The following is a 21,443-nucleotide window of genomic DNA, read 5'->3' as shown; positions in this document are numbered from 1 at the left end:
ACCGCATGCCTTTCCGACCCGAACCCGAATACAAACATGGCCAGGCCGGCCGCACGGCCATCCTGCTGTGCAACCTGGGCACGCCAGAGGCGCCCACGGCCCCCGCGCTGCGCCGCTACCTGGCCGAGTTCCTCGGCGACCCGCGCGTGGTCGAGATCCCCAGGCCCTTATGGTGGCTGATCCTGCACGGCATCATCCTGCGCCTGCGGCCCAGGAAATCGGCCGCCAAGTACGCCAGCATCTGGACGCCCCAGGGCTCGCCGCTCAAGCTCTGGACCGACAAGCAGGCCAAGCTGCTGCGCGGCTGGCTGGGCGAGCGCGGGCCTGCGGTGACGGTGCGCTACGCCATGCGCTACGGAAGCCCGGCCATCGCCTCCGAGCTCGACGCGCTCAAGGCCGAGGGCGCGACGCGCATCCTGGTCCTGCCGCTCTACCCGCAGTATTCGGGCACCACCACGGCCAGCGTGTTCGACGCGGTGTACGGCTGGGCGGCGCAGATCCGCCACATCCCCGAGCTGCGCTTCGTCAACCGCTACCACGACGACGCGGGCTACATCGAGGCGCTGGCGCGCGGCATACGCCGCCACTGGCAAAGCCACGGCCGGCCCGAGAAGCTGGTCATGAGCTTTCACGGCGTGCCCGAGCGCACCCTGCGCCTGGGCGACCCCTACCACTGCGAATGCCAGAAGACCGCGCGCCTGCTGGCGCAGAAGCTGGGCCTGGCGCCCGAGCAGTATCTGGTCAGCTTCCAGTCGCGCTTCGGCAAGGCCAAGTGGCTGCAGCCCTACACCGAGCCCAGCCTGGTCGCCCTGGCCAAGGCGGGGGTGCAGCGCGTCGACGTGGTCTGCCCCGGCTTCACCAGCGACTGCCTGGAGACGCTGGAGGAGATCGCCCAGGAGGTGCGCCAGGCCTTTCTTCTGGCGGGCGGCAAGGAATTCCACTACATCCCCTGCCTCAACGACAGCCCGGATTGGATCACGGCCCTGAGCCAGATCGCCGAGCGCCACCTGGCCGGCTGGCCGACCCAGACCGAGGCCGAGCCGGCCACCCTGGCCGCCTCGCGCGCCGCGGCCCTGGCCATGGGGGCGAAGCAATAGCATGGCCCTGCGTTACCTCGAATTCGACTACAGCGAGGACACGGCCGGCGTGGGCTGCTTCGAGGCCATGGCCGCGGTGGGGCCGCCGCAGCTGCAGGCCCTGCACGCCGAGATCGTCGAGGTGCTGGGCTGGGCCCATGCGGCCTTCGCCGACCGCGGGCCGCTGGAGGATGGGCACGACTGGGACTACGAACTCCAGGGCGCACAAGAGGTGACGGCGCCGCAAACCCTGCACTACGACGAGGCCACGGGCCGGCTCGAGGTGAGCGTCGGCCCGACGGGCGCGCCGCGCCACACCCTCACCCTGACGCTCAGCGGCAGCCCGGCGTTCTGCGAGGCCTTCAGGGGGCGCTTCGGGCTGGACTGAGCCCGCCTCAGCGCGACCGGACGGCCGCCGCGTCGATGAAGCGCGACACCAGGTTCAGCTGATGCGGCACGTTGAGCGCCGGCGCGTGGCCGCAGCCCGGAACCTCGACCACCTGCAGCAGGCCGCGTGCGCCGGGGCCACGCCCGCGCATGGCCGCGACGGTTTCGGGCCGCACCAGGTCGGACTCGGCGCCGCGCAGGCACAGCACCGGTATCTCGAGCGCGTCGTAGTGGTCCCAGATCAGGTAGTCGCCCGGATGATGGATGAACTGCTGCACCATGGCCGGGTCGTAGTGCGGCGTCACGCGGCCGTCGGGCAGGCGGCGCATCGAGGTTTCGGTCAGGCGGCGCCACTGCGCGTCGCTGAGCCAGCCAAAGGGCTGGTAGACCTCGCGGAAGAAGTCCCCCAGCGCCACCATGGTGTCGAAGGCCGGCGGCTGACCTGCGTAGGCCTTGATGCGCTCGAGCGCAGGCTGGGCGAGCTCGGGCGCGTTGTCGTTGAGCACCAGGCTGAGGATGCGGCCCTCGAGCCCGGGCTCGCGCAGACCCGCCGCGCAGACCGTGCCGAGCGCGCCGCCCATGGAGGTGCCGACCCAGTGCACGCGTTCCAGCCCCAGCTGGTCCAGCAGCTCGGCGGCCTGGCGCGCGTAGAAGGCGAGGCAGTACTCCTCGCGCGGGTTCGCGCTCCACTGGCTCAGGCCGCGCCCCACGGTGTCGGGGCAGATCACGCGGTAGCGCTGGGCCAGGTGAGCGGCCAGTTCGTCCATGTCGCGCCCGGTGCGGGCCAGGCCGTGCCAGGCGATCACGGTCTCGGCGTGGCCGGCGCCCCAGTCGGTGAAATGCAGTTCGCGGCCGGCGCAGCGCAGGTAATGTGATGTGAAACTCATGAGCGCCCTCCCGGGATGACGCTGGCGCGCAGGCGCCCGACCACGCCGGTCGGGAAATAGTAGACCGAGAGCACGAACAGCAGGCCCAGCCACAGCAGCCAGCGGTCCGGCGACAGGACGGCGGCCAGCAGCGGCCAGGCGGCAGCGGCCTCGCTGGCCAGGCGCAGCAGGTCCTGCAGGTAGCTTTGCGCCACCAGGAACAGCACCGCGCCGATGACCGAGCCGTAGAGCGTGCCCATGCCGCCGATCACCACGATCAGCAGCACATCCATCATGATTTCGAAGGACAGCGAGGTGTCCGGCCCGTTGTAGCGCAGCCAGAGCGCGAGCATGGCGCCGGCCACGCAGGCGAACAGGGCCGACAGCACGCTGGACAGCGTGCGGTAGAGCACCACGCGGTAGCCTATGGCCTCGGCGCGGAACTCGTTCTCGCGGATCGCCTGCAGCACCCGGCCGAACGGCGAGTTGACGATGCGCAGCAGCATCAGCAGCAGCGCCACGGCCAGGGCAAACAGCAGATAGTAGCTGAGCAGGCGGCCGTCGAGCGTGACGCCGAGCAGGGGCTCCTCGCTGAACTCGAAGCTGGGCGAGAGCAGCCCGGGCAGCTTGAAGGTCAGCCCGTCCTCGCCGCCGGTGAAGTCCGACAGCTGCGAGGCCAGGGTCTGGAAGGCCGAGGCCACGGCCAGCGTGATCATGGCGAAGAAGATGGCGCGCACGCGCAGCGAGAACAGGCCCACGGCCAGCGACAGCAGCAGCGAGAGCAGCAGCGCGGCCCCCAGGCCCAGCGCCAGCGCGGCCCAGCCAGGCCCCAGGCGCGTGCTGGCGATCGCGATGCCGTAGGCGCCTATGCCGAAGAACATGGTGTGGGCGAAGCTCACGATGCCGGTGTAGCCCAGCAGCAGGTCGAAACTGGCCACCAGCACCACGAACACCAGCACCTTGGCCGCGACGTTGAGCGCCTTGACGCCGGGAAACACGAAGGGCGCGAAGGCCAGGCCGAGCAGCACGGCGAGCAGCAGCGCGGCCAGGATGCGGCTGCGCGGGAAGTCGTTGGAGAGCAGTCGACGAAGCATGCTTTTCATCGGTTGGCGACCGGGTAGACGCCCTGTGGCCGCCACAGCAGCACCGCCACCATCAGCGCGATGTTGGAGAACAGCGCCAGCTTGGGGAGCAGGAAGCCGGCGTAGTTGGCGGTCAGGCCGACCAGCAGCGCGCCGATCAGCGCGCCGCCCGTGGAGCCCAGGCCGCCGATGATGATGACGATGAAGATCAGCACGTTGACCTGGGCGCCCATCTGGGGCACCACGTTCTGCTGGTACAGGCCCCACATCACGCCGCCCAGGCCGGCCAGCGCGCTGCCGGCCACGAACACGGCAACGAACAGCCGGCGCACGCGGTAGCCCAGGGCCTCGACCATCTCGCGGTCCTGCACGCCGGCACGGATCAGCAGGCCGAGCTTGGTGCGCGCCAGCGTCCAGGCCAGCCCGCCGAACACCGCCAGCCCCACCACCACGGCCACCAGGCGGTACTTCTCGACGGCCGCATCGCCCAGCAGCAGCGCGCCGCGCAGGGCCTGGGGCAGCGGCAGCGGGATCTGCTGCGGGCCCCAGATCGCCTTGATCAGCTCCTCGCCGACGATCATGCCGCCCATGGTGATCAGGATCTGCTTGAGGTGCTGGCCATAGACCGGCCGCACGATGAAGCGCTCGAAGGCCAGGCCGATTGCGCCGGCCACGGCCATGGCCAGCACCATGGCCGGCAGCACGGCCGCCAAGTTGCGCCAGAGCTCGGCCGAGCCGGTCCAGTCGCCCATGGCGCCGAGCACGCTGGTGGCGACGAAGGCGCCGAGCGCGATGAACACGCCGTGGCCGAAGTTGAGCACGTCCATCAGGCCGAACACCAGGGTCAGGCCCGAGGCGATGATGAAGACGATCATGCCCATGGCCAGGCCGGCCACGGTGAGCGTGAGCCAGGTCGAGCCCGAACCGACCAGCGGCAGGGCCAGTACGGCCAGCACCGGCACCAGGGCCAGCGGCTTCCAATCAAAGTCCAGCTGGTTCATAAGGCCAGCCCCAGCAGCGTGTGCTGCAGTTCCTCATCCTCGGCCAGCGCCTGCATGGACCCGGCGTGCACCACGATGCCGTTGTCCATCACGGCGACGCGGTCGCCCAGCCGCTTGGCGAAGTGGATGTTCTGCTCGACCAGCAGGATGGTCGCGCCCTGGTCTTTCAGCTGGCGGAAGGCCTCGATCATGTTCTCGACGATGGCCGGCGCCAGGCCCTTGCTGGGCTCGTCGACGATCAGCAGCTCGCGCGGCTCGACGATGGCGCGCGCCACGGCCAGCATCTGCTTTTGCCCACCCGAGAGCTTGCCGGCCGGGTGGTTCCAGAACTTCTCCACGGCGGGAAAAAGCTGGAAGATCCAGGCCAGCCGCGCCTCGTCCATCTGGCTGGCGCGGCTTGCGCTGCGCGCAGCCAGCAGCAGGTTCTCTTTGACCGTGAGGTCGGCGAAGATGCCCATGTTCTCGGGCACGTAGGCAATGCCCAGGGCCGCGATCTGCGGCGTGTGCCAGGCCGTGATGTCCTGGCCGCCGAAGCGGATGCAACCCTGCGAGGCCTGCCACAGGCCCATGATGCTGCGCAGCGTGGTGGTCTTGCCCGCGCCGTTGCGGCCCAGCAGCAGGGTCAGCTGTCCACGCGGCACGGCCAGGTCGACGCCATGCAGGATGTGGTAGGCGCCGATATGGGTGTGCACCCCTTCCAGCGTCAGGAGAGGCTCGCTCATGGGTTTGTCCTCCTTCCCCCTCGAGGGGGAAGGCCGGGTTGGGGGGGCGTCCCATCCTGCGCGCAGGCGTCCTGGGGGCCTACCCCCAGGTAAGCCTGCTGAACGACGGGCGAGGCGATCACCTCGGCCGGCGGCCCGTCGGCCACCAGGGCACCGTTGTGCAGCACGATGATGCGGTCGGCCAGCTCGCGCACCACGTCCATCTTGTGCTCGACCAGCAGGATGGTCTTGCTGCGGTCCTTCTTCAGCGCGCGGATCAGGTTCAGGATCACCGGCGCCTCGTCGTGGCTCATGCCGGCCGTGGGCTCGTCGAACATGTAGACCTGGGGCTCCAGCGCCATCAGCAGCGCCACCTCGAGCTTGCGCTGGTCGCCGTGCGGCAGGCTGGCCACCGCCATGGCCTCCTGCGCCCCCATGGCCACCGAGGCCAGGATCTCGCGCGCGCGCTGGGTGAGCTGCCCGTGGTCGCTCCAGATGCTGAAGAGGTCGAGGCCGCGCCGGTGCGCGCCCTCGCGCGTGGCCTGCACCGCCAGTCGCACGTTCTCCAGCACCGAGAGGTTGGGAAACAGGTTGGTCAGCTGGAAGGCGCGACCGAGGCCGGCGCGGGTGCGCGCCGAGGCCGGCAGCGCCGACAGGTCCTGCCCGTTCAGGCGCACGCGCCCTGCCGTGGCCCTGAGCTGGCCCGAGATCAGGTTGAAATAAGTGGTCTTGCCGGCGCCATTGGGCCCGACGATGGCGGTCAATGTGCCCGGCTCGAAGCGGCAGGAGACGGCATTGACCGCCACATGCCCGCCGAAGCGGACCGTGAGGTCTTGGGTTTCAAGCATGTTCGCCAGCCCGGGCGTACCGGGCACGCTCGCGTTCAGCGCTGATTCCTGATCGGAACGTTCATTTCTTCGGGCTTGATCTCGCGCACCAGCTCGGGCACGCCCCAGGCGAAGGCCGGGTCGACCTTGATCTTGAAGTGGTACATGCTCTGCATGGCCTGGTGATCCTCCTTGCGGAAGGTCATCTTGCCCTTGGGCGTGTCGAAGCTCATGCCTTCCATGGTCTTGATCAAGCTGTTGGCGCTGGCGTCGCCCCTGCTGTTCTTCAGCGCCGTGACCACGGCCATGGCCGCCGAGAAGCCGCCGGCCGTGAAGAAGTCCGGCGGCGCCTTGAACTGCTTGTAGTGCTGGGCCACCATGGCCTCGTTCACCGGGTTCTTGGGGATGCCGAAGTAGTAGTAGGCCGCGCCCTCCATGCCGGGGAAGTTCTTGTACGAGGCCATGGCCGGAAGGATGTTGCCGCCGGTGGCGATCTCGATGCCGTAGCGCTTGAGGTCCAGGTCCGCGATCTTGAACGGGTTGCCCGCGCCGGCCCAGATGATGAAGATCACCTTGCGCCCCGACTGGTCCTTGAGTTTGTCGATCAGGCGCTGGGCGCCGGCGGTGAAGTCCGTGGTGCTGGTCGGCAGGTATTCCTCATGCACCAGCTTGGCCTTCTTGACCGCGTCCTTGAAGGCCTTGACGCCGTCGCGGCCGAAGGCGTAGTCCTGCGCCAGCGTGGCGATCACGGTGCCCGGCTTGTCCAGCGCCACGCCATTGGAGATCGCGTCCTGGCTGCTGTTGCGGCCGGTGCGGAAGATGTACTTGTTCCACTTCTCGCCGGTGATGGAATCGGCCACGGCGGGCTCGACCAGCAGCACCTTCTTGTATTCCTCGGCCACCGGCAGCATGGCCAGCGCCACGCCGGACGAGGTCGGGCCGACGGCGAGGTCGGCCTTGTCGTCCGAATAGGCAGCGGCCAGCAGGCTCTTGCCCAGGTCGGGCTTGCCCTGGTCGTCCTTCTCGATCACCACCAGCTTCTTCCCTGCGACCGTCATGCTGCCGCCCGTGGCGTAGTCCAGCCCCATCATGAAGCCGGTCGCCGTCTGCTTGCCATAGGCTTCGAGCGGACCGGTCTTGCTGTAGACATGGGCAATGCGGATCTCACCGGACTGGCTGAAGGCGACGGGCGCGGCGAGCGCGGCGACGGCAGCCAGGGCCATGAGGGTGCGGCTTTGCATGACGGTCTCCTTGTTGTGTGACAGGCCAGGCAGCTACAGCATGGACCGTGCCCACTCAGCAAGCCCTTGATTTGCAAGGAGTTTCAAGAAAGCGAACGGAAAATTGCCCAAAAAACAGACGAATTTACCGTCTGAAATTCAGACAATTGCCTGAATTTCAGACAGACATGCCCAGCCGCTCGTAGAGCGTGGCCCGCGAGATGCCGAGCAGCCGCGCGGCGGCGAGCTTGTTGCCCCCGGTGGCCTGCAGGGCGGCGGCGATGGCGCGCGCCTCGAGCTCGGCCACCTGCTCGGCCAGGGGGCGCAGCTGGGCGGGCGCCGGGTCCGGCGGCGCGGCCTCGGGCGCGGCCGGCGCAGCCAGGATCTGCGCCACGCCGGAGGCGCGCAGCACCTCGGCCACCAGCGCGGCGTCGATCTGCGGCCCCTCGCTGCGCATGGCGGCCTGCTCCAGCACGTTGCGCAGCTCGCGGATGTTGCCGCGCCATGGCTGCGCCGTCAGCAGCGCCAGCGCCTCGGGCGTGAGCTCGGGCGGCGGCGTGTCGCCGCGCTGCGCCATGTCCTCGCCCAGCAGCTCGACCAGCGCCGGGATGTCGCTGCGCCGCTCGCGCAGCGGCGGCACGCGGACCGGCAGCACGTTGAGCCGGTAGTAGAGGTCTTCGCGAAAACGCCCCTCGCGCACCAGCGCGGCCAGGTCGCGCGAGGTGGCGGCGATCACCCGCGCGTCGAAGGGCAGCAGGCGGTTCGAGCCCAGGGGCTCGATCTCGCCCTCCTGCAGCGCGCGCAGCAGCTTGGCCTGCAGGGCCTGGGGCATGTCGCCGATCTCGTCGAGGAACAGCGTGCCGCGGTCGGCCAGGCGGAACTTGCCCTCGCGCCCCTTGCGGTCGGCCCCGGTGTAGGCGCCCGGCGCCACGCCGAAGAACTCGGCCTCGAGCAGGGTGTCGGGCACGGCCGCGATGTTGACGCCGACGAAGGGGCCGCCAGCGCGCGAGGACGCGGCGTGGATGGCATGGGCCAGCAATTCCTTGCCGGTGCCGGTCTCGCCCAGCAGCAGCACCGGGCTGGAGGACTGGGCGGCGCGCCGCGCCTGGCGCTTGACCTCGACCGCGGCCGGGCTGCTGCCGACGAAGCTGGCAAAGGTGTAGCGCGACTGGCGCTGGCCGCCCTGCTGGCGCACGCGCTGGCTGGCCAGCTCGCGCCGCGCGTCGTCGAGGTCGCGCTGCAGCCGCGAGAACTTGGCGATCAGCGGCTGCAAATTGGTCTCGGGCTGGTCGAACAGCACGATGCCCAGGGCGCCTATCACCTGCCCGCTCTCGTCGCGCAGCGGAATGCGGCTGACCACGAAGGTGCCGGCGCGGTTGCTCAGCAGGTCGATCAGGATGGGCTTGCCGGTCTCCAGCACCTGGTGCATCTGGGTGTTCTGCACCACGGCCGACACCGGGTGGCCGACGAAATCCTCCTCGCGCGCGAAGCCCAGCGCGGGCAGGTAGCGCCGGTACTGGTCGTTGATCCAGACCACGCGCGCCTGCCGGTCCACCAGCAGCATGCCCTCGCTGGCGTTGGCGAACAGCTCGAACATCGAGCGCGCCGCCAGCGCCAGGATGCCCTGGCCGTCCAGCGGCAGGGTGGGCTCGAAGGCGTCGGATGCGGGCATGCCGCAATGGTAGCGGCTGCGCCCTACGCCCCCCGCGGCCTGCGGATCAGCTGGTTCTTCGCCTCCCACTGCGCGCCGGCGTCCAGCGGCGCCAGGTAGCGCAGCTCGCCGCCGCTTTGCACGGCGATGGGCACCCCGCCCTCGAACAGCAGCCGGTTGCCCGCCAGCCGCGGCACCTTGTCGCCGGGCGTGAGGATGCCGGCGAGGTTCAGGGGGTCGGCGGCAGAGATCGCCACGCGCTCGCTGCCCGCCGTCCTCGCGGTCTTGCGCAAGGCGGCGGCGGCCTCGGGCAGCGCGAACTGCTCGCCGGAGAAGCCGCTGACGAAGCGCCCGCCGCGCAGCTCGCCGCGCGCTTCGAGGCGCCGCAGCACGTAGTGCAGATCGCGCCAGGGCGGCAGGCCCTCCTCGCGCTCCAGCAACTTGCGGAACAGCACGCCGTAGCGGCGCAGCAGCACGCGCGCGATGTGCTCCACATGCGGATCGGCCAGCGCGCCGGGGGCTTGGGCCACGGCACGCGGGCGGCGCGTGAGCGACCAGCGGCCGGCGTCGTCGATCGCGTCGTGGCCGGGCCGCCTGCGGCGCAGGCGCTGGCGCAGCTCGGCGGGCATCACCAGCGCGCGCAGCCCGGCGAACGAGTCGCAGGTGACCAGGCCCTGCGCCACCAACTCGGCCAGCGCCTGCTCGACCTCGGTGCCCAGCAGGCGTGCGTCGTGCTGCAGGTCGGCGAAGAAGCTGGCGCCGTGCGTGCGCAAGGCCTCCAGCACCTCGCGCGCCTTGGCCGTCAACGGCGGCTCCTGGGCTGCGTCGCCGCCGACGCGCTGCCAGTGCGCCAGCGCGTCCCGCTCGCACAGCAGCACGGGCGTGCCGCGGATCGGCCCGGTCTTTCGAGCGGGTGGGTCGCCGGCCTCTCCCGGCCGCCACCAGACCACGCGGCCGGCCGCGCACAGCCGGTCCAGCATGGCCGGCGCGTAGTCCTTCACGCGCGCGAGCAGCAGGTCTTCCTCCCAGGCCGCGGCCGGCGCGGCGAAGCCTTCGAGCTGGCGCAGCACCTCGGCCAGGCCGCCCTCGCCTTGGCGGCGCTCGTCACCGTCGGTGCCGGCGAGCTGATGCCAGCGCAGCAGGAAGCGCATGAACTGCGCCGGCGCGACGGGCTGGACCTCGGCGCGCAGCCGGTCGCGCGTGTAGCGGTGCATGCGCGCCAGCAGGCGGCGGTCGCACCATTCGTCGCGGGCCTCGGCCGTGAAGGCGCCGCGCATCACGGCGCCCTCGGCTTCGAGCGCCAGCAGGCCGGGCAGCACGGCGTCGGCGTCCAGGCCGAGCGGCGCGCCAAGCTCCAAGGCGCTGGCCGGCCCCAGCAGCTCGAGCCGGCCGCGCAGGATCTCGCGCAGCGCGTCTTCGGGTGTGGGGAGCTCCTGGTAAACGGCCGCTATGGCCGGCGACAGCGCGGCGCCGGGGAGCGCGGCAAGGAATTCGTGCAGGCGCTCCGCGGCGACATACAGCGCGCGGCCGGAATGCGGCTGCAGCCGCGTCGCGCGGCGCTGCTGCGCAAGCACCTCGACGAGATCGGGGAAAACGGCTTCGTCGCTGGTCAGGAAGCCGTGCACGAGCAGCGCGTCGTGCAGCTCGTCGGCGCTGCCTATCTCCGGCCGGGCTTCCTCGCGCACCTGCGCGATCGCCTGCACATCGAGCCGGCCGAGGTCCGCCGCGGTGGCCACGTCCATCAGCGGCTGGAGGTGGACCGCCTTGGTGCGCCGCTCCTCGGCGGCGCCGTCGTCGAGGAAGGCATAGGGCCGCGCGTTGAGGATGGCGTGCGACAGCGGCGAGGGCGACGCCAGCTCGCAGGTGGTGACGCTCACCTCGCCGGCTTCGATGCGTGCCAGCAGGCGCAGGAAGCCGTCGACGTCCATGGTCTCGTGCAGGCAGTCGTGCAGCGTCTGCGCCACCAGCGGGTGGTCGGGGATCTCGCGCTCGCCGACCAGGTTCTCGGCGCAGGCGAGCTGGTCGGGGAAGACGACGGTGAGCAGGTCCTGCGCGTCGGCGCGCTGGAACTGCGGCGGCACGCGGCGGCCGCCGTTCATGCGCCGCACGGCCAGCGCCGCGGTGGCGTTCCAGCGCCAGCGCGTGCCGAACATCGGCGCGTCGAGCAGCGCCTGGATCAGCAACTCGCGCGCGCTGGCCGATTTGAGGTAGCCCTTCACCTCGTCCAGCGCGAAGCTGTGCGTGGGCCCCAGCGAGAGCACGATGCTGTCCTCGAGCGCGCTGGCCTGCAGCTCGAAGTTGAACTTGCGGCACATGCGCTTGCGCAGCGCCAGGCCCCAGGCCTTGTTGATGCGCGAGCCGTAGGGCGAATGGATCACCAGGTGCGTGTCGCCCACCTCGTCGAAGAAGCGCTCGAAGACGATGCGCCGCCGGCTGGGCAGCACGCCCAGCGCGGCCTTGGACGCGGCGAGGTAGAGCGTGAGCTGCTGCGCGGCCGCGGCCGGCAGTTGCAGCTCCTCGCGCAGCCAGCGCTCGCAGCCCTCGGTGCCGTCCCCCAGCAGCGCATCGGCCTGCTCGCACAGGCGCGACACCGCGTGGCAGAGCTCGTCGCTGCGCCCCAGGCTCTCGCCCAGCCAGAACGGCATGGTCGGCGGCTGGCCCTTGGCGTCCTCGACCAGCACCTTGCCGGTCTCGACCTTGACGATGCGGTAGGAGGTGTTGCCGAGCTGGAAGATGTCGCCGGGAATGCTCTCGAAGGCGAAGTCCTCGTTGAGGGTGCCGACGCGGTGCTCCTCGGGCAGCAGCACCACGTCGTAGTCGAACTGGTCGGGGATCACGCCGGCATTGGTGACGGCGGCGAGCCTGGCGCCGCGGCGCGCGCGCAGCACGCGGTTCACCGCGTCGTAATGCAGGTAGGCGCCGCGGCGGCCGCGCCGCGTGCTGTAGCCCTCGGCCAGCATCTGCACCACCTGCTCGAACTCGCGCAGCGTGAGCTCGCGGTAGGGCTGCGCGAGGCGGAAGCGCTCGTACAGCGCGTCGAGCACCCAATCTCGGCAGGCCGCCTCGGCGACGATCTGCTGCGCCAGCGCGTCCAGCGGCTTCTCGGGTGCATGGATGCGGTCGAGCTCGCCGCGCCGCACCGCGTCGAGCAGCGCCGCGCATTCCAGCAGGTCGTCCAGCGCCAGCGGGAACAAGCGGCCCTTCGGGATCGCGCCGATCGCATGGCCGGCGCGGCCCACGCGCTGCAGGAAGGCGTTCACCGCGCGCGGCGAGCCCAGCTGGCACACGAGGTCGACGTCGCCTATGTCTATGCCCAGCTCGAGCGAGCTGGTGGCCACCAGCGCCTTGAGCTCGCCGGCCTTGAGCCGCTGCTCGGCCTGGAGCCGGTGCTCGCGCGCCAGGCTGCCGTGGTGCGCGGTCACATGGGCCTCGCCGAGCCGCTTGGCCAGATGGCGCGCCACGCGCTCGGCGATGCGCCGCTGGTTGACGAAGATCAGCGTGGTGCGGTGCTGCTGGATCAGCTCGGCGAGCCGGTCGTACATCTCGGCCCAGACCTCGGTGGCCATCACCGCGGTCAGCGGCGAGCGCGGCACTTCCAGCGCGAGATCGCGCTCGCGCACATGGCCGGCGTCGACGATGGCCACGGGCTCGTCACGCTGCCCGACGAGAAAGCGCGCCATATCGTGGAGCGGCTTCACGGTGGCCGACAGGCCGATGCGCACCGGCGCGTGCCCGCACAGGGCCTCCAGTCGCTCCAGCGAGAGCATCAGGTGCGCGCCGCGCTTGGCTGCAGCCACCGCGTGCAGCTCGTCGACGATCACGCTCCTCACCGACTTGAGCATCTGGCGGCCGGCGTCCGAGGTGAGCAGGATGTACAGCGACTCCGGCGTGGTCACCAGGATGTGCGGCGGCGCGCGGCGCATGCGCTCGCGCTCGGCGGGCGGCGTGTCGCCGGTGCGCACGGCGTCGCGGATGCCCACGTCGGGCAGGCCCATCGCGACCAGCCCGGCGCGTATGCCGGCCAGCGGCTCCTGCAGGTTCTTGCGTATGTCGTTGGACAAGGCCTTGAGCGGCGACACGTAGAGCACGTGCACCTCGTCGGTCAGGCCCTGCGACAGGCCCTCCTGCACCAGCTCGTTGATCGCCGAGAGGAAGGCCGCGAGCGTCTTGCCGGAGCCGGTGGGCGCGGCGATCAGCGCATGGCGGCGCAGCGCGGTGTGGCGCCAAGCCTGGGCCTGGACCTCGGTGGGCTGGCCGAAGCGCGCCTTCAGCCAGCCGGAAACGGCGGGATGGAACAGCGCGGCGGCGGGCGGGGCCTGGGCGGCGTCGGGTGGCACAGGACCATTTTGGCAGCTTCGCCGGATAAGAGCCTGTTCACGATCTCTATGGGGCTGCGCGGGTTCTTTTCGGGATGGGATTCCCGCTTTGTTTGCTGCGCAGAGCAAGACGGACCCGCTTCGCAGGCTGCGCACCTCGCACCGCGGCAGGCAGTACCCGGCAGGGGCTCATACTGTGGCGGTCGGCGCTTGGCGCCGACTCCGCTGCGCTGAACGGCCTGGGGCCGGCGCGGCCGAACTCACTTCGCGCCCTGCGGGCGCTACGTTCAAACAGCGGCCGCGAGTCAGAAACGAAGCGCGCTGGAGCAGCGCGCCCGACCCCAGACCGCCCAGCGCAGCCGCCACAGAAATCGCCCCCACCGGGCACCGCCTGCCGCGGCAAAGTGACGAAGCGGCGCTCGTTGCCGTTGGCGCACCAACACGGCCTCTGCAAAGGCGTGCGCGGGCAGGTTGCAGCGCGCCTGCGAGGCGCCGAGAAGCGCAGCGACTGCGGCCGCGCGCGCAGCGCGCATCGTGATCTGACTCGTCGCAGTTGTTTGAGCGGAGTGAGCGCAGCGAACGCAGCGAGTTCTGCGACGGGCCGCGGGCGCGAGCATCGCAGGGGAGTCGCTGCACAGCAGCGACCGCATCGCTTGAAGCGCTGCGGCCTGCCCGCGCACGCCTTTGCCGCGAGGAACTGCGAGAGCCCTCCCCCGGCCCTCTCCCCCGCAGGCGCTTCCGCGTCAGCCCTGCAGGGCAGCCATGCGGCGCGCAGCCCAGTGCTTGCCCAGGCGCGGCAGCACCAGCACCGTGATCACGATGGACAGCAGCACGATGGATACGGGGCGATCGATGAACACGGTCCATTTGCCCTCGCCGATCGAGAGCGCATTGCGCATCTGCGCCTCGGCCAGCGGGCCCAGGATCATGCCGACCACCACCGGCGCCGTCGGGAAGTCGTAGCGGCGCATCAGCACGCCCAGCAGGCCGATGACGTAGAGCAGCACCAGGTCGAAGGCGCTCTGGCGCATGCCGTACACGCCCAGGGTCGCAAAGATCAGGATGCCGGCGTAGAGGTAGGCCTTCGGTATCCGCAGCAGCTTGACCCACAGGCCCACCAGCGGCAGGTTCAGGATCAGCAGCATCAGGTTGCCTATGAACATGGAGGCGATCAGCGCCCAGACCAGGGCGGCGTTCCTGTCGAACAGCTGCGGGCCGGGCTGTATGCCGTAGTTCTGGAACGCGCCCAGCATGATGGCCGTGGTGTTCGAGGTCGGGATGCCCAGCGTGAGCAGCGGGATCAGCGTGGCCGTGATGGCGGCGTTGTTGGCCGCCTCGGGACCGGCCACGCCCTCGATCGCGCCCGTGGTGCCGAACTCGTTCTTGTGCGCGGACAGCTTCTTCTCGGTGGCGTAGCTCAGGAAGGTCGGGATCTCGCTGCCGCCGGCCGGGATGGTGCCGAAGGGAATGCCGATGAAGGTCGCGCGCAGCCAGGCCGGCCAGGAGCGCCGCCACTCCTGCTTCGTCATGTGCACCTTGCTCATGCGGTTCTGCGTCTCCTGCACGCGCCCTTCGTAGAGCACGTGGTAGAGCGCCTCGCCCACGGCGAACAGGCCGACCGCGATCAGCACCACCTCAAGGCCGTCCATCAGCTCCGGCACGCCGCCGGTGTAGCGGGCCTGGCCAGAAATCTGGTCGATGCCGACCAAGCCCAGCGCCAGGCCGGCGAACAGCGCCGCCATGCCGCGCAGCGTGCTCTTGCCCAGCACCGCGCTCACGGTGGTGAAGGCCAGCACCATGAGCAGGAAATACTCGGGCGGCCCCAGGCGCACCGCGTAGTTGGCTACCAGCGGCGCGAAGAAGGAGACCACCACGGTGGCAATGGTGCCGGCCACGAAGGAGCCTATGGCCGCCGTCGCCAACGCCGCCCCGGCGCGGCCGCTCTTGGCCATCTTGTTGCCTTCCATGGCCGTGACCATGGAGCCGGACTCGCCCGGCGTGTTCAAGAGGATCGAGGTGGTCGAGCCGCCGTACATGGCGCCATAGTAGATGCCGGCGAAGAAGATCAGCGAGGCCGTGGGGTCGACCTTGGTGGTGATGGGCAGCAGCATGGCCACGGCCACCGCCGGGCCTATGCCGGGCAGCACGCCCACGGCCGTGCCGATGACGCAGCCGACGAAGGCCCACATGAGGTTCAGCGGCGTGGCCGCCGTGGCGAAGCCCGCGAGCAGGGAATTCAGGATGTCCATGTCGTGATCTCTTTAAACCTAGAAACGGCAGTTGGACGCGCCCGAGTGGGCCGTCATGGGGTGGGCTGGCAAGGCGCGACGATGCGGCTGGCTACTGCCAGCAAGGAGGAGCAACGCCGCCAGCGCGCCCCAGGGCGGCGCAATCGGGTGCGTAGCGCTCTCACCATGCAGGTGATGCGGTTCGTGGTCAAAAACGTCCATGGGCACGGGTACGTCCTGCGGGAAACAAGCGGTCAACTGCCGTTTCTAGGTTAAAGCCAGCCGGTGCCGGTGAGGCCGGGCAGGTTGATGGCCAGCAGCTGCGTGAACATCCAGTAGACGGGCGCCGCGATCAGGATGCCGATGGCGGCGTCGCGCACCCAGGCGCGCAGGCTCAGGTCCAGCCGCCCCTCGGAGCTCCTGAAGCCGCGCACGGCCAGCAGGAAGCACAGCGCGCAGCTCAGGATGAAGCCCAGCGTGGTGATCAGCGCGGCGTTGAGCAGCAGGCCGGCGCTCACCCAGGCGAAGCCGGGCCAGTGTCCGGTCTCGGCGCCCGATCCCTCCTCCAGCTCGCGAAAGCCGCCGCTGCGCGCTTCCCAGATCAGCCAGGCGCCACACAGCGCCATCACGGCGGCCACCAGCCAGGGCAGGAAATTGGGGCCGACGCCCGCGTAGCCGGCATCGGACGAGGTGGTCGCCGCGCCCCAGGCCAGCACGCCGGCCACGAGCAGCGTGCCGGCGCCGATCAGCGCCTGCGCGGCAGGCGAACGGGAGGAATGTTGTGTCATGGGATGCCCCGCGGGAGAAAAGCGATGCGGCCCGAGGGGCCGCCCCTTCCCGCTCGGCGGGAAGGGTTGGGAGGGGTTCAGCCGGTCAAGACTAAGGCAATGCGCGGGATGCTCAGATCATTCCGCTCTTTGCCATGGTGGCGCGCATGCTGGCGAACTCGTTGTCCACGAAGTTGCCGAACTCGTCGCCCGTCATGAAGGCCGGCGTCCAGCCGTTCTTCTCCAGCGCGTCCAGCCAGCTCTTGTGCTTGGTGGCCTTGACGATCATCTCGATCAGGTCCTTGCGCTGCGTCGCCGTGATGCCGGGCGCGCCGTACACGCCGCGCCAGTTGCCGATCTCGACGTTGATGCCCTGCTCCTTGAGCGTGGGAATGGCCACGCCCTTCAGGCGCGCGCCCGAGGTCACGGCGATGCCCTTCATCTTGCCGGTGGTGATGTATTCGGCGAACTCGCTGTAGCCGCTGCCGCCCACCGTGACGTTGCCGCCCAGGATGGCCGCGGTGGCCTCGCCGCCCCCGCGGAAGGCCACGTAGTTGATCTTGGCCGCATCGACGCCGACCTCGCGCGCGATCATGGCGGCCGCGATGTGCTCGGTGGAGCCGCGCGAGCCGCCGCCCCACTTCACGCTGCCGGGATCCTTCTTGAGCTGCTCGACCACCTCCTTCATGGATTTGAAGGGCGAGTTCGGCGGCAGCACGAAGACGTTGTACTCGCTGGTCAGGCGCGCCAGCGGCGTGGCCTGCGACAGGCTCACCGGCGGCTTGCCGGTGATGATGCCGCCGACCATGACGGCGCCCATCACCATCAGCGCGTTCGGGTCGCCCTTGCTGGCGTTGACGAACTGGGCCAGGCCGATCGCGCCGGCCGCGCCGCCCTTGTTGTCGTAGCTCACCGACGAGGCAGCACCGCTGTCCTGCAGCGCCTTGCCCAGGGCTCGACCGGTGGTGTCCCAGCCGCCGCCGGGATTGGCGGGGATCATCATCTTGAGGTTGGCGGCGGCCAGGGCCGGCAGCGGCAGCGCGCCGGCGGCCGCCAGCGCGGCCAGGGACTTGAGGAAGGTGTCACGACGCATGGCTTGTCTCCTGAACTTGTGGTTGCGATAGGGGGCGATGATGGGCCCTCAAGCTGTCAAACGGCTGTCCTGGACATCAGGGAAAGTGCTAATGTCAAGGGCCTGTTCGCAGGCCTTACCCATGAAACTGTTGCTTGTAGAAGACGATCCGACCATGCAGACCACGCTGCAGCGCAGCCTGTCGCGCCGCGGCATGGAGGTGGCGGCCTGCGGCGACGGCCACCAGGCCCTGCTCAAATGGCCGGCCTTCCAGCCCGATGTGGTGATGCTGGACCTGACCCTGCCCGGGCTGGACGGCCTGCAGGTGCTGCAGCAGGCGCGCGCCAGCGGCTGGAGCCAGCCGGTGCTGATCCTGACCGCGCGTGGCACCGTAGGCGACCGCATCATCGGCCTCAACACCGGTGCCGACGACTACCTGCCCAAGCCCTTCGACCTCGACGAACTCGAGGCGCGCGTGCGCGCCCTGGCGCGGCGCAGCGCCGCGCGCGCCGGCGCCACCGAGGCCCCCCTGCCCGCCACGACCGGCTTCGGCACGCTGCGCCTGGACCGCGACAGCGGCGCCGTCTATTGCCGCGACGAGGTGCTGGACCTGGCGCCGCGCGAGCTCGCGCTGCTGCAGGCGCTGCTGGCGCGGCCCGGCCAGGCCGTGGCCAAGGAGCGCCTGTTCGAGCTGGTGTTTCCCGGCGCGGCCGAGGTGCAGTACGAGGCCATCGAGGTCGTGGCCTACCGGCTGCGCAAGAAGCTGGCCCACACCGGCGTGGCCCTGGTCACGCTGCGCGGCCTGGGCTACCTGCTCAAGGTGGCGGCGTGAAGCCAGGCGCGCTAGCCGCAAGCCTGACGGCCCGGCTGCGCCCGCAGTCCCTCAGGCGCCAGCTGCTGCTGGGCATCCTGCTGCCGGTCGGCCTGGTGGTGGCCTTCAACACCTGGAGCCTGTACCGCCAGGCCCTGGCCGCGGCCAACACGGCCTACGACCGCACCCTGCTGGCCTCGGCCAAGACCATCAGCGAGCAGCTCGACGTGCAAGGCTACGACGAGCAGGCGCGCCTGCGCGCCCTGGTGCCCTATTCCGCGCTCGAAGCCTTCGAGGCCGACAACCAGAGCCGCATTTTCTACAAGGTCTCGAGCCCGAGCGGCGAGCCGGTGTCGGGCTTCGCCGACCTGCCGGCCTGGCGCGGCCGCATCCCGCAGCGCCCTGCCTATGCCGCGCTGGTCGACTTCTACGATGACCGTTACCGCGACCAGCCGGTGCGCGTGGCCGCCCTGCTGCAGCCCGTGGCCAGCGCCAACGGGCGCGGCATGGCCCTGATCCAGGTGGCCGAGACGCTGGAGCTGCGCCACACGCTGGCGCGCCAGCTGCTGCTCGACACGCTGTGGCGCCAGCTGCTGCTGGTGGCCGTGATCGCGGCCGTGGTGGTGCTGGTGGTGCAGCGCGCCACGCGGCCGGTGCGCGTGCTCTCGGCGCAGCTGCGCGCGCGCGCCGAGGGCGACCTCACGCCGATCGCCGCGCCCGACGCCCCGCGCGAGCTGCATCCGCTGATCGACGCGACCAACCAGGTCATGGGCCGGCTGGCCCACCTGCTGGAGCACCAGAAGCGCTTCGTGCGCGACGCCTCGCACCAGCTGCGCACGCCGCTGGCCGTGCTCAAGATCCAGGTGCAGTCGGCGCTGCGCGGCGACGTCGCGCCCACCCAGGCGCTGCAGGAAATCAACGGCACGGTGGACCGCGCCACCCTGCTGGCCAACCAGATGCTGGCCCTGGCCAAGGTCGAGCAGCTGCGCCAGCAAAGCGCCCCGACCGTGGCGGACCTGGCGGCCGCCGTGCGCGAGGTGGCGCTGGACCTGGCACCGCTGATGGCCGAGCGCGACATCGACTTCGACATCGAGACCGCGCCGGCCCCGGTGCTGGCGCACGATTGGATGCTGCGCGAGCTCGTTCGCAACCTGCTGCACAACGCGATCCGCCACACGCCCGAAGGCGCCCCGCTGTCGGTGCGCGTGAGCAGCGATGCGCAGCACGCGACGCTGACCATCAGCGACAGCGGCCCCGGTCTCGACGCGGATCTCGCGGGCCGGCTGTTCCAGCCGTTTTCCGCCGGCGACGTGCGCCATGGCTCGGGTCTGGGCCTGGCGATCTGCAGGGAGATCGCGGATGCGCTGCAAGGCCGCATCGCGCTCGACAACCGCATGAGCCAGGGCCGCTTGGCCGGGCTGGACGCGACGGTGCGACTACCGTTGGCACCGCAGGCGGCGTAGCATCGCTGCTGATGGATACACAGCGCATCGACAAATGGCTTTGGGCCGCGAGGTTTTACAAGACACGCTCGCTGGCCGCCGAGGAAATCGGCAAGGGCCGGGTGCAGGTCAACGGCCAGGACGCCAAGCCCTCGCGCGAGGTCCGGCCGGGTGACACCGTGACGCTGCGCCAGGGCCCGGTGCAGCGCAGCGTCGTCGTCAAGGGCCTGAGCGCCATGCGCGGCCCGGCCCCGGTGGCACAGCAGCTCTACGAGGAAACCGCGGACAGCCTCGCCGCGCGCGAGAAGGCGGCCGAGCAGCGCCGCTTGGCGCCCGAGCCGGCCCTGAGCCTGACCCAGGGGCGTCCAACCAAGCGCGAGCGGCGCGACCAGCAGCAGGCGCGCGAGTGGAACAGCCGCTGGAGCGCTTCGCTGGACGACTGAACGGCGCGCTCCCACTGCGCCCCCGCCCCCTCCCCGCGCCCGTAACCGGTGCATTGGCACCGCCATGGCGTGACCCATGACAAATTGGTTGCAAACGAAACAACAGGTAAATACCTCGGTAACAAACGTACAAGAATTCATCTGCACGCTGAAAATCGAAACCAAATCAGCGAGGACAGGGAGTGTTTTCGTGAAACAAGGTCAAATAAACGCCGATGATTACCAGGCGTTACCAGCCTCGTGGGCCGAGGCGGCATCGCCTATGGCGCCTCTGGCTTATGACGCGCCCTCCTGGACCACCCTGCTGTATCAGCAGCCGCAGGCTGCAAGGGCGCAGGCGCAGCGCTGGGTCGCCGACGCGCAGGCCGGCATGGAGCGGGTCAGCGCCCAGGGCCTGCTGGCCCAGGCCTTGGCCGCCTGCGGCGAACTCGAGCAGGCGCTGAGCACGGCGCGCCAGTGCGAGGAGCAGGCCAGCCGCGAGGCCGATGCCCAGCATGTCGTTGCCCAGTTGTTCCTCGCCGACATCCTGCGCCAGCTGGGCTGGCAGGAGGCCTGCCAGGCCATGCTGCGAGCGGCCTTCGAGCGGGCCAGACGCGAAGGCTTCGACGAGACCCTGCCGGACCTGCCCGAGATGATGGCGCGCCTGTGCAGCGAGGCCCTGGACGCCGGCGTCGAAATCGACTATGTCAAGCGCCTGATCCGCCTGCGGCAGCTGCGCCCCCACAAGGCCGACACGCCGCACTGGCCCTGGCCGGTCCGCATCTTCACGCTGGGCGGCTTCTACCTGGTCTGCGAGGACCAGCCGCTGGCCTTCAACGGCAAATCGCCGCGCAAGGCCCTGGACCTGCTGCAAGCCCTGATCGCCCAGGGCGGCCGCGAGGTGCACACCACGCGCCTGATGCAGACCGTGTGGCCCGACGAGAGCAGCAGCAACCTGCGCAACCTGTTCGACAACACCTTGCACCGGCTGCGCCGCCTGCTCGGCCACAACGAGGTCTTGCACCTGCACGACGCCAAGCTCACGCTCGATGCCGACCATTGCTGGGTCGACGCCTGGGCCTTCGAGCATCTGACGACGTCCAGGGTCCACGGCAGCGAGGACGGCAGCCGACGCGAGGACGCGTTCTCCGAGTCGGGCGCCCAGGCGGCGCTCAGGCTCTACCAGGGGCATTTCCTGCAGTCCGAGGCCGAGCAGCCCTGGTCCCTGCCCTACCGCGACCGCCTGCGCAACCGCTTCCAGCGCCTGGTGCGCGCCCTCGGTGCGCGCCTGGAGAGCGCCGGCCAATGGGAGGCCGCGATCGAGGTCTACGAGCGCGGCATAGAGATCGACAACCTGGCAGAGAGCTTCTACCAGCGCCTCATGTTCTGCCACCATCAGCGCGGCGAGCACGCCGAGTCGGTGCGCGTCTACCGCCGCTGCCGGGAGCTGCTGTCCATCGTCCTGGGCATCTCGCCCTCGGCCGCCACCGAGGAGATCCGCCGCGCCTGCGTCCAGAGCGCGAGCTGAGCCCCTGCGCCCCCATCCCGGGCGGCACAGTTTTTCCGATTTCTAA

General features: G+C 70.3%; 17 protein-coding genes. 6 read left to right on the top strand and 11 right to left on the bottom strand.

Going from position 1 to position 21,443, the window contains the following annotated elements:
• Window positions 1-5: 5 nt before the first annotated feature.
• The gene (gene hemH / locus FFS10_RS08040; RefSeq protein WP_137893352.1) at window positions 6-1,097 is read left to right on the top strand and encodes a ferrochelatase; all 1,092 of its coding nucleotides are present in this window, start codon (window positions 6-8) and stop codon (window positions 1,095-1,097) included.
• 1 nt (window position 1,098) lies between these two features.
• Window positions 1,099-1,464, top strand: a complete 366-nt coding sequence (locus tag FFS10_RS08035) for a hypothetical protein (RefSeq protein ID WP_137893350.1) — start codon at window positions 1,099-1,101, stop codon at window positions 1,462-1,464.
• 7 nt (window positions 1,465-1,471) lie between these two features.
• On the opposite strand, the gene FFS10_RS08030 is transcribed toward FFS10_RS08035, so the two are convergent.
• The 11 genes from FFS10_RS08030 to FFS10_RS07980 form a co-directional block, all read right to left on the bottom strand.
• Complete coding sequence (locus FFS10_RS08030; protein ID WP_137893348.1) at window positions 1,472-2,350, bottom strand: alpha/beta fold hydrolase; 879 nt, start codon at window positions 2,348-2,350, stop codon at window positions 1,472-1,474.
• Window positions 2,347-3,423 carry a branched-chain amino acid ABC transporter permease gene (locus tag FFS10_RS08025; RefSeq protein ID WP_137893346.1) on the bottom strand — a complete coding sequence of 359 codons (1,077 nt, stop codon included), beginning with the start codon at window positions 3,421-3,423 and terminating at the stop codon, window positions 2,347-2,349. The genes FFS10_RS08030 and FFS10_RS08025 overlap by 4 nt, the downstream gene beginning before the upstream one ends.
• Window positions 3,424-3,428: 5 nt before the next feature.
• Window positions 3,429-4,412 carry a branched-chain amino acid ABC transporter permease gene (locus FFS10_RS08020; RefSeq protein ID WP_137893344.1) on the bottom strand — a complete coding sequence of 328 codons (984 nt, stop codon included), beginning with the start codon at window positions 4,410-4,412 and terminating at the stop codon, window positions 3,429-3,431.
• On the bottom strand, window positions 4,409-5,134 hold the full coding sequence (locus tag FFS10_RS08015; protein ID WP_137893342.1) for an ABC transporter ATP-binding protein: 726 nt from the start codon (window positions 5,132-5,134) through the stop codon (window positions 4,409-4,411). The genes FFS10_RS08020 and FFS10_RS08015 overlap by 4 nt, the downstream gene beginning before the upstream one ends.
• Window positions 5,131-5,961 carry an ABC transporter ATP-binding protein gene (locus FFS10_RS08010; RefSeq protein ID WP_137893340.1) on the bottom strand — a complete coding sequence of 277 codons (831 nt, stop codon included), beginning with the start codon at window positions 5,959-5,961 and terminating at the stop codon, window positions 5,131-5,133. The genes FFS10_RS08015 and FFS10_RS08010 overlap by 4 nt, the downstream gene beginning before the upstream one ends.
• Window positions 5,962-5,996: 35 nt before the next feature.
• The gene (locus FFS10_RS08005) at window positions 5,997-7,181 is read right to left on the bottom strand and encodes a substrate-binding domain-containing protein (protein WP_137893338.1); all 1,185 of its coding nucleotides are present in this window, start codon (window positions 7,179-7,181) and stop codon (window positions 5,997-5,999) included.
• 157 nt (window positions 7,182-7,338) lie between these two features.
• Complete coding sequence (locus FFS10_RS08000) at window positions 7,339-8,832, bottom strand: sigma-54 interaction domain-containing protein (RefSeq protein WP_137893336.1); 1,494 nt, start codon at window positions 8,830-8,832, stop codon at window positions 7,339-7,341.
• Between the two features lie 23 nt (window positions 8,833-8,855).
• A complete protein-coding gene (locus FFS10_RS07995; RefSeq protein WP_171016004.1) occupies window positions 8,856-13,148 on the bottom strand; it encodes a DEAD/DEAH box helicase in 4,293 nt (1,430 codons plus the stop codon).
• Between the two features lie 722 nt (window positions 13,149-13,870).
• A complete protein-coding gene (locus FFS10_RS07990; RefSeq protein ID WP_137893334.1) occupies window positions 13,871-15,376 on the bottom strand; it encodes a tripartite tricarboxylate transporter permease in 1,506 nt (501 codons plus the stop codon).
• A 251-nt stretch (window positions 15,377-15,627) separates the two neighbouring features.
• Entirely contained in the window at window positions 15,628-16,143 is a 516-nt protein-coding gene (locus FFS10_RS07985; protein ID WP_137893332.1) for a tripartite tricarboxylate transporter TctB family protein, read from the bottom strand.
• Window positions 16,144-16,255: 112 nt separating this feature from the next.
• Window positions 16,256-17,215 carry a Bug family tripartite tricarboxylate transporter substrate binding protein gene (locus FFS10_RS07980; protein WP_137893330.1) on the bottom strand — a complete coding sequence of 320 codons (960 nt, stop codon included), beginning with the start codon at window positions 17,213-17,215 and terminating at the stop codon, window positions 16,256-16,258.
• Between the two features lie 121 nt (window positions 17,216-17,336).
• Between FFS10_RS07980 and FFS10_RS07975 the strand changes: the two genes are divergently transcribed.
• The 4 genes from FFS10_RS07975 (at window position 17,337) to FFS10_RS07960 (ending at window position 21,397) form a co-directional block, all read left to right on the top strand.
• Window positions 17,337-18,026 carry a response regulator transcription factor gene (locus FFS10_RS07975; RefSeq protein WP_137893328.1) on the top strand — a complete coding sequence of 230 codons (690 nt, stop codon included), beginning with the start codon at window positions 17,337-17,339 and terminating at the stop codon, window positions 18,024-18,026.
• Window positions 18,023-19,468 (top strand): sensor histidine kinase, encoded by a 1,446-nt coding sequence (locus FFS10_RS07970; RefSeq protein WP_137893325.1) that lies wholly within the window; start codon window positions 18,023-18,025, stop codon window positions 19,466-19,468. Before FFS10_RS07975 ends, FFS10_RS07970 begins: the two co-directional genes overlap by 4 nt.
• Window positions 19,469-19,479: 11 nt before the next feature.
• Window positions 19,480-19,890: an RNA-binding S4 domain-containing protein gene (locus FFS10_RS07965; protein ID WP_137893323.1), complete on the top strand. Its 411-nt coding sequence runs from the start codon at window positions 19,480-19,482 to the stop codon at window positions 19,888-19,890.
• Window positions 19,891-20,152: 262 nt separating this feature from the next.
• Window positions 20,153-21,397, top strand: coding sequence for an AfsR/SARP family transcriptional regulator (locus FFS10_RS07960; protein ID WP_171016003.1), 1,245 nt, complete (start codon window positions 20,153-20,155; stop codon window positions 21,395-21,397).
• Window positions 21,398-21,443 lie beyond the last annotated feature (46 nt).

Origin of the sequence: Ramlibacter sp. 2FC (assembly GCF_005503345.1) — a bacterium.
In the GTDB taxonomy this organism is placed as follows: domain Bacteria; phylum Pseudomonadota; class Gammaproteobacteria; order Burkholderiales; family Burkholderiaceae_C; genus SCMQ01.
Note: the sequence above shows the minus strand (reverse complement) of the source record. Positions and strands in the feature narration are given on the sequence as shown.

Excerpts from the sequence above, each read along its gene's own strand:
- hemH (WP_137893352.1), top strand. The coding sequence starts at position 6 with ATGCCTTTCCGACCCGAACCCGAATACAAACATGGCCAGGCCGGCCGC.
- FFS10_RS08035 (WP_137893350.1), top strand. The coding sequence starts at position 1,099 with ATGGCCCTGCGTTACCTCGAATTCGACTACAGCGAGGACACGGCCGGC.
- FFS10_RS08030 (WP_137893348.1), bottom strand. The coding sequence starts at position 2,350 with ATGAGTTTCACATCACATTACCTGCGCTGCGCCGGCCGCGAACTGCAT.
- FFS10_RS08025 (WP_137893346.1), bottom strand. The coding sequence starts at position 3,423 with ATGCTTCGTCGACTGCTCTCCAACGACTTCCCGCGCAGCCGCATCCTG.
- FFS10_RS08020 (WP_137893344.1), bottom strand. The coding sequence starts at position 4,412 with ATGAACCAGCTGGACTTTGATTGGAAGCCGCTGGCCCTGGTGCCGGTG.
- FFS10_RS08015 (WP_137893342.1), bottom strand. The coding sequence starts at position 5,134 with ATGAGCGAGCCTCTCCTGACGCTGGAAGGGGTGCACACCCATATCGGC.
- FFS10_RS08010 (WP_137893340.1), bottom strand. The coding sequence starts at position 5,961 with ATGCTTGAAACCCAAGACCTCACGGTCCGCTTCGGCGGGCATGTGGCG.
- FFS10_RS08005 (WP_137893338.1), bottom strand. The coding sequence starts at position 7,181 with ATGCAAAGCCGCACCCTCATGGCCCTGGCTGCCGTCGCCGCGCTCGCC.
- FFS10_RS08000 (WP_137893336.1), bottom strand. The coding sequence starts at position 8,832 with ATGCCCGCATCCGACGCCTTCGAGCCCACCCTGCCGCTGGACGGCCAG.
- FFS10_RS07990 (WP_137893334.1), bottom strand. The coding sequence starts at position 15,376 with ATGGACATCCTGAATTCCCTGCTCGCGGGCTTCGCCACGGCGGCCACG.
- FFS10_RS07985 (WP_137893332.1), bottom strand. The coding sequence starts at position 16,143 with ATGACACAACATTCCTCCCGTTCGCCTGCCGCGCAGGCGCTGATCGGC.
- FFS10_RS07980 (WP_137893330.1), bottom strand. The coding sequence starts at position 17,215 with ATGCGTCGTGACACCTTCCTCAAGTCCCTGGCCGCGCTGGCGGCCGCC.
- FFS10_RS07975 (WP_137893328.1), top strand. The coding sequence starts at position 17,337 with ATGAAACTGTTGCTTGTAGAAGACGATCCGACCATGCAGACCACGCTG.
- FFS10_RS07965 (WP_137893323.1), top strand. The coding sequence starts at position 19,480 with ATGGATACACAGCGCATCGACAAATGGCTTTGGGCCGCGAGGTTTTAC.
- FFS10_RS07960 (WP_171016003.1), top strand. The coding sequence starts at position 20,153 with ATGGCGCCTCTGGCTTATGACGCGCCCTCCTGGACCACCCTGCTGTAT.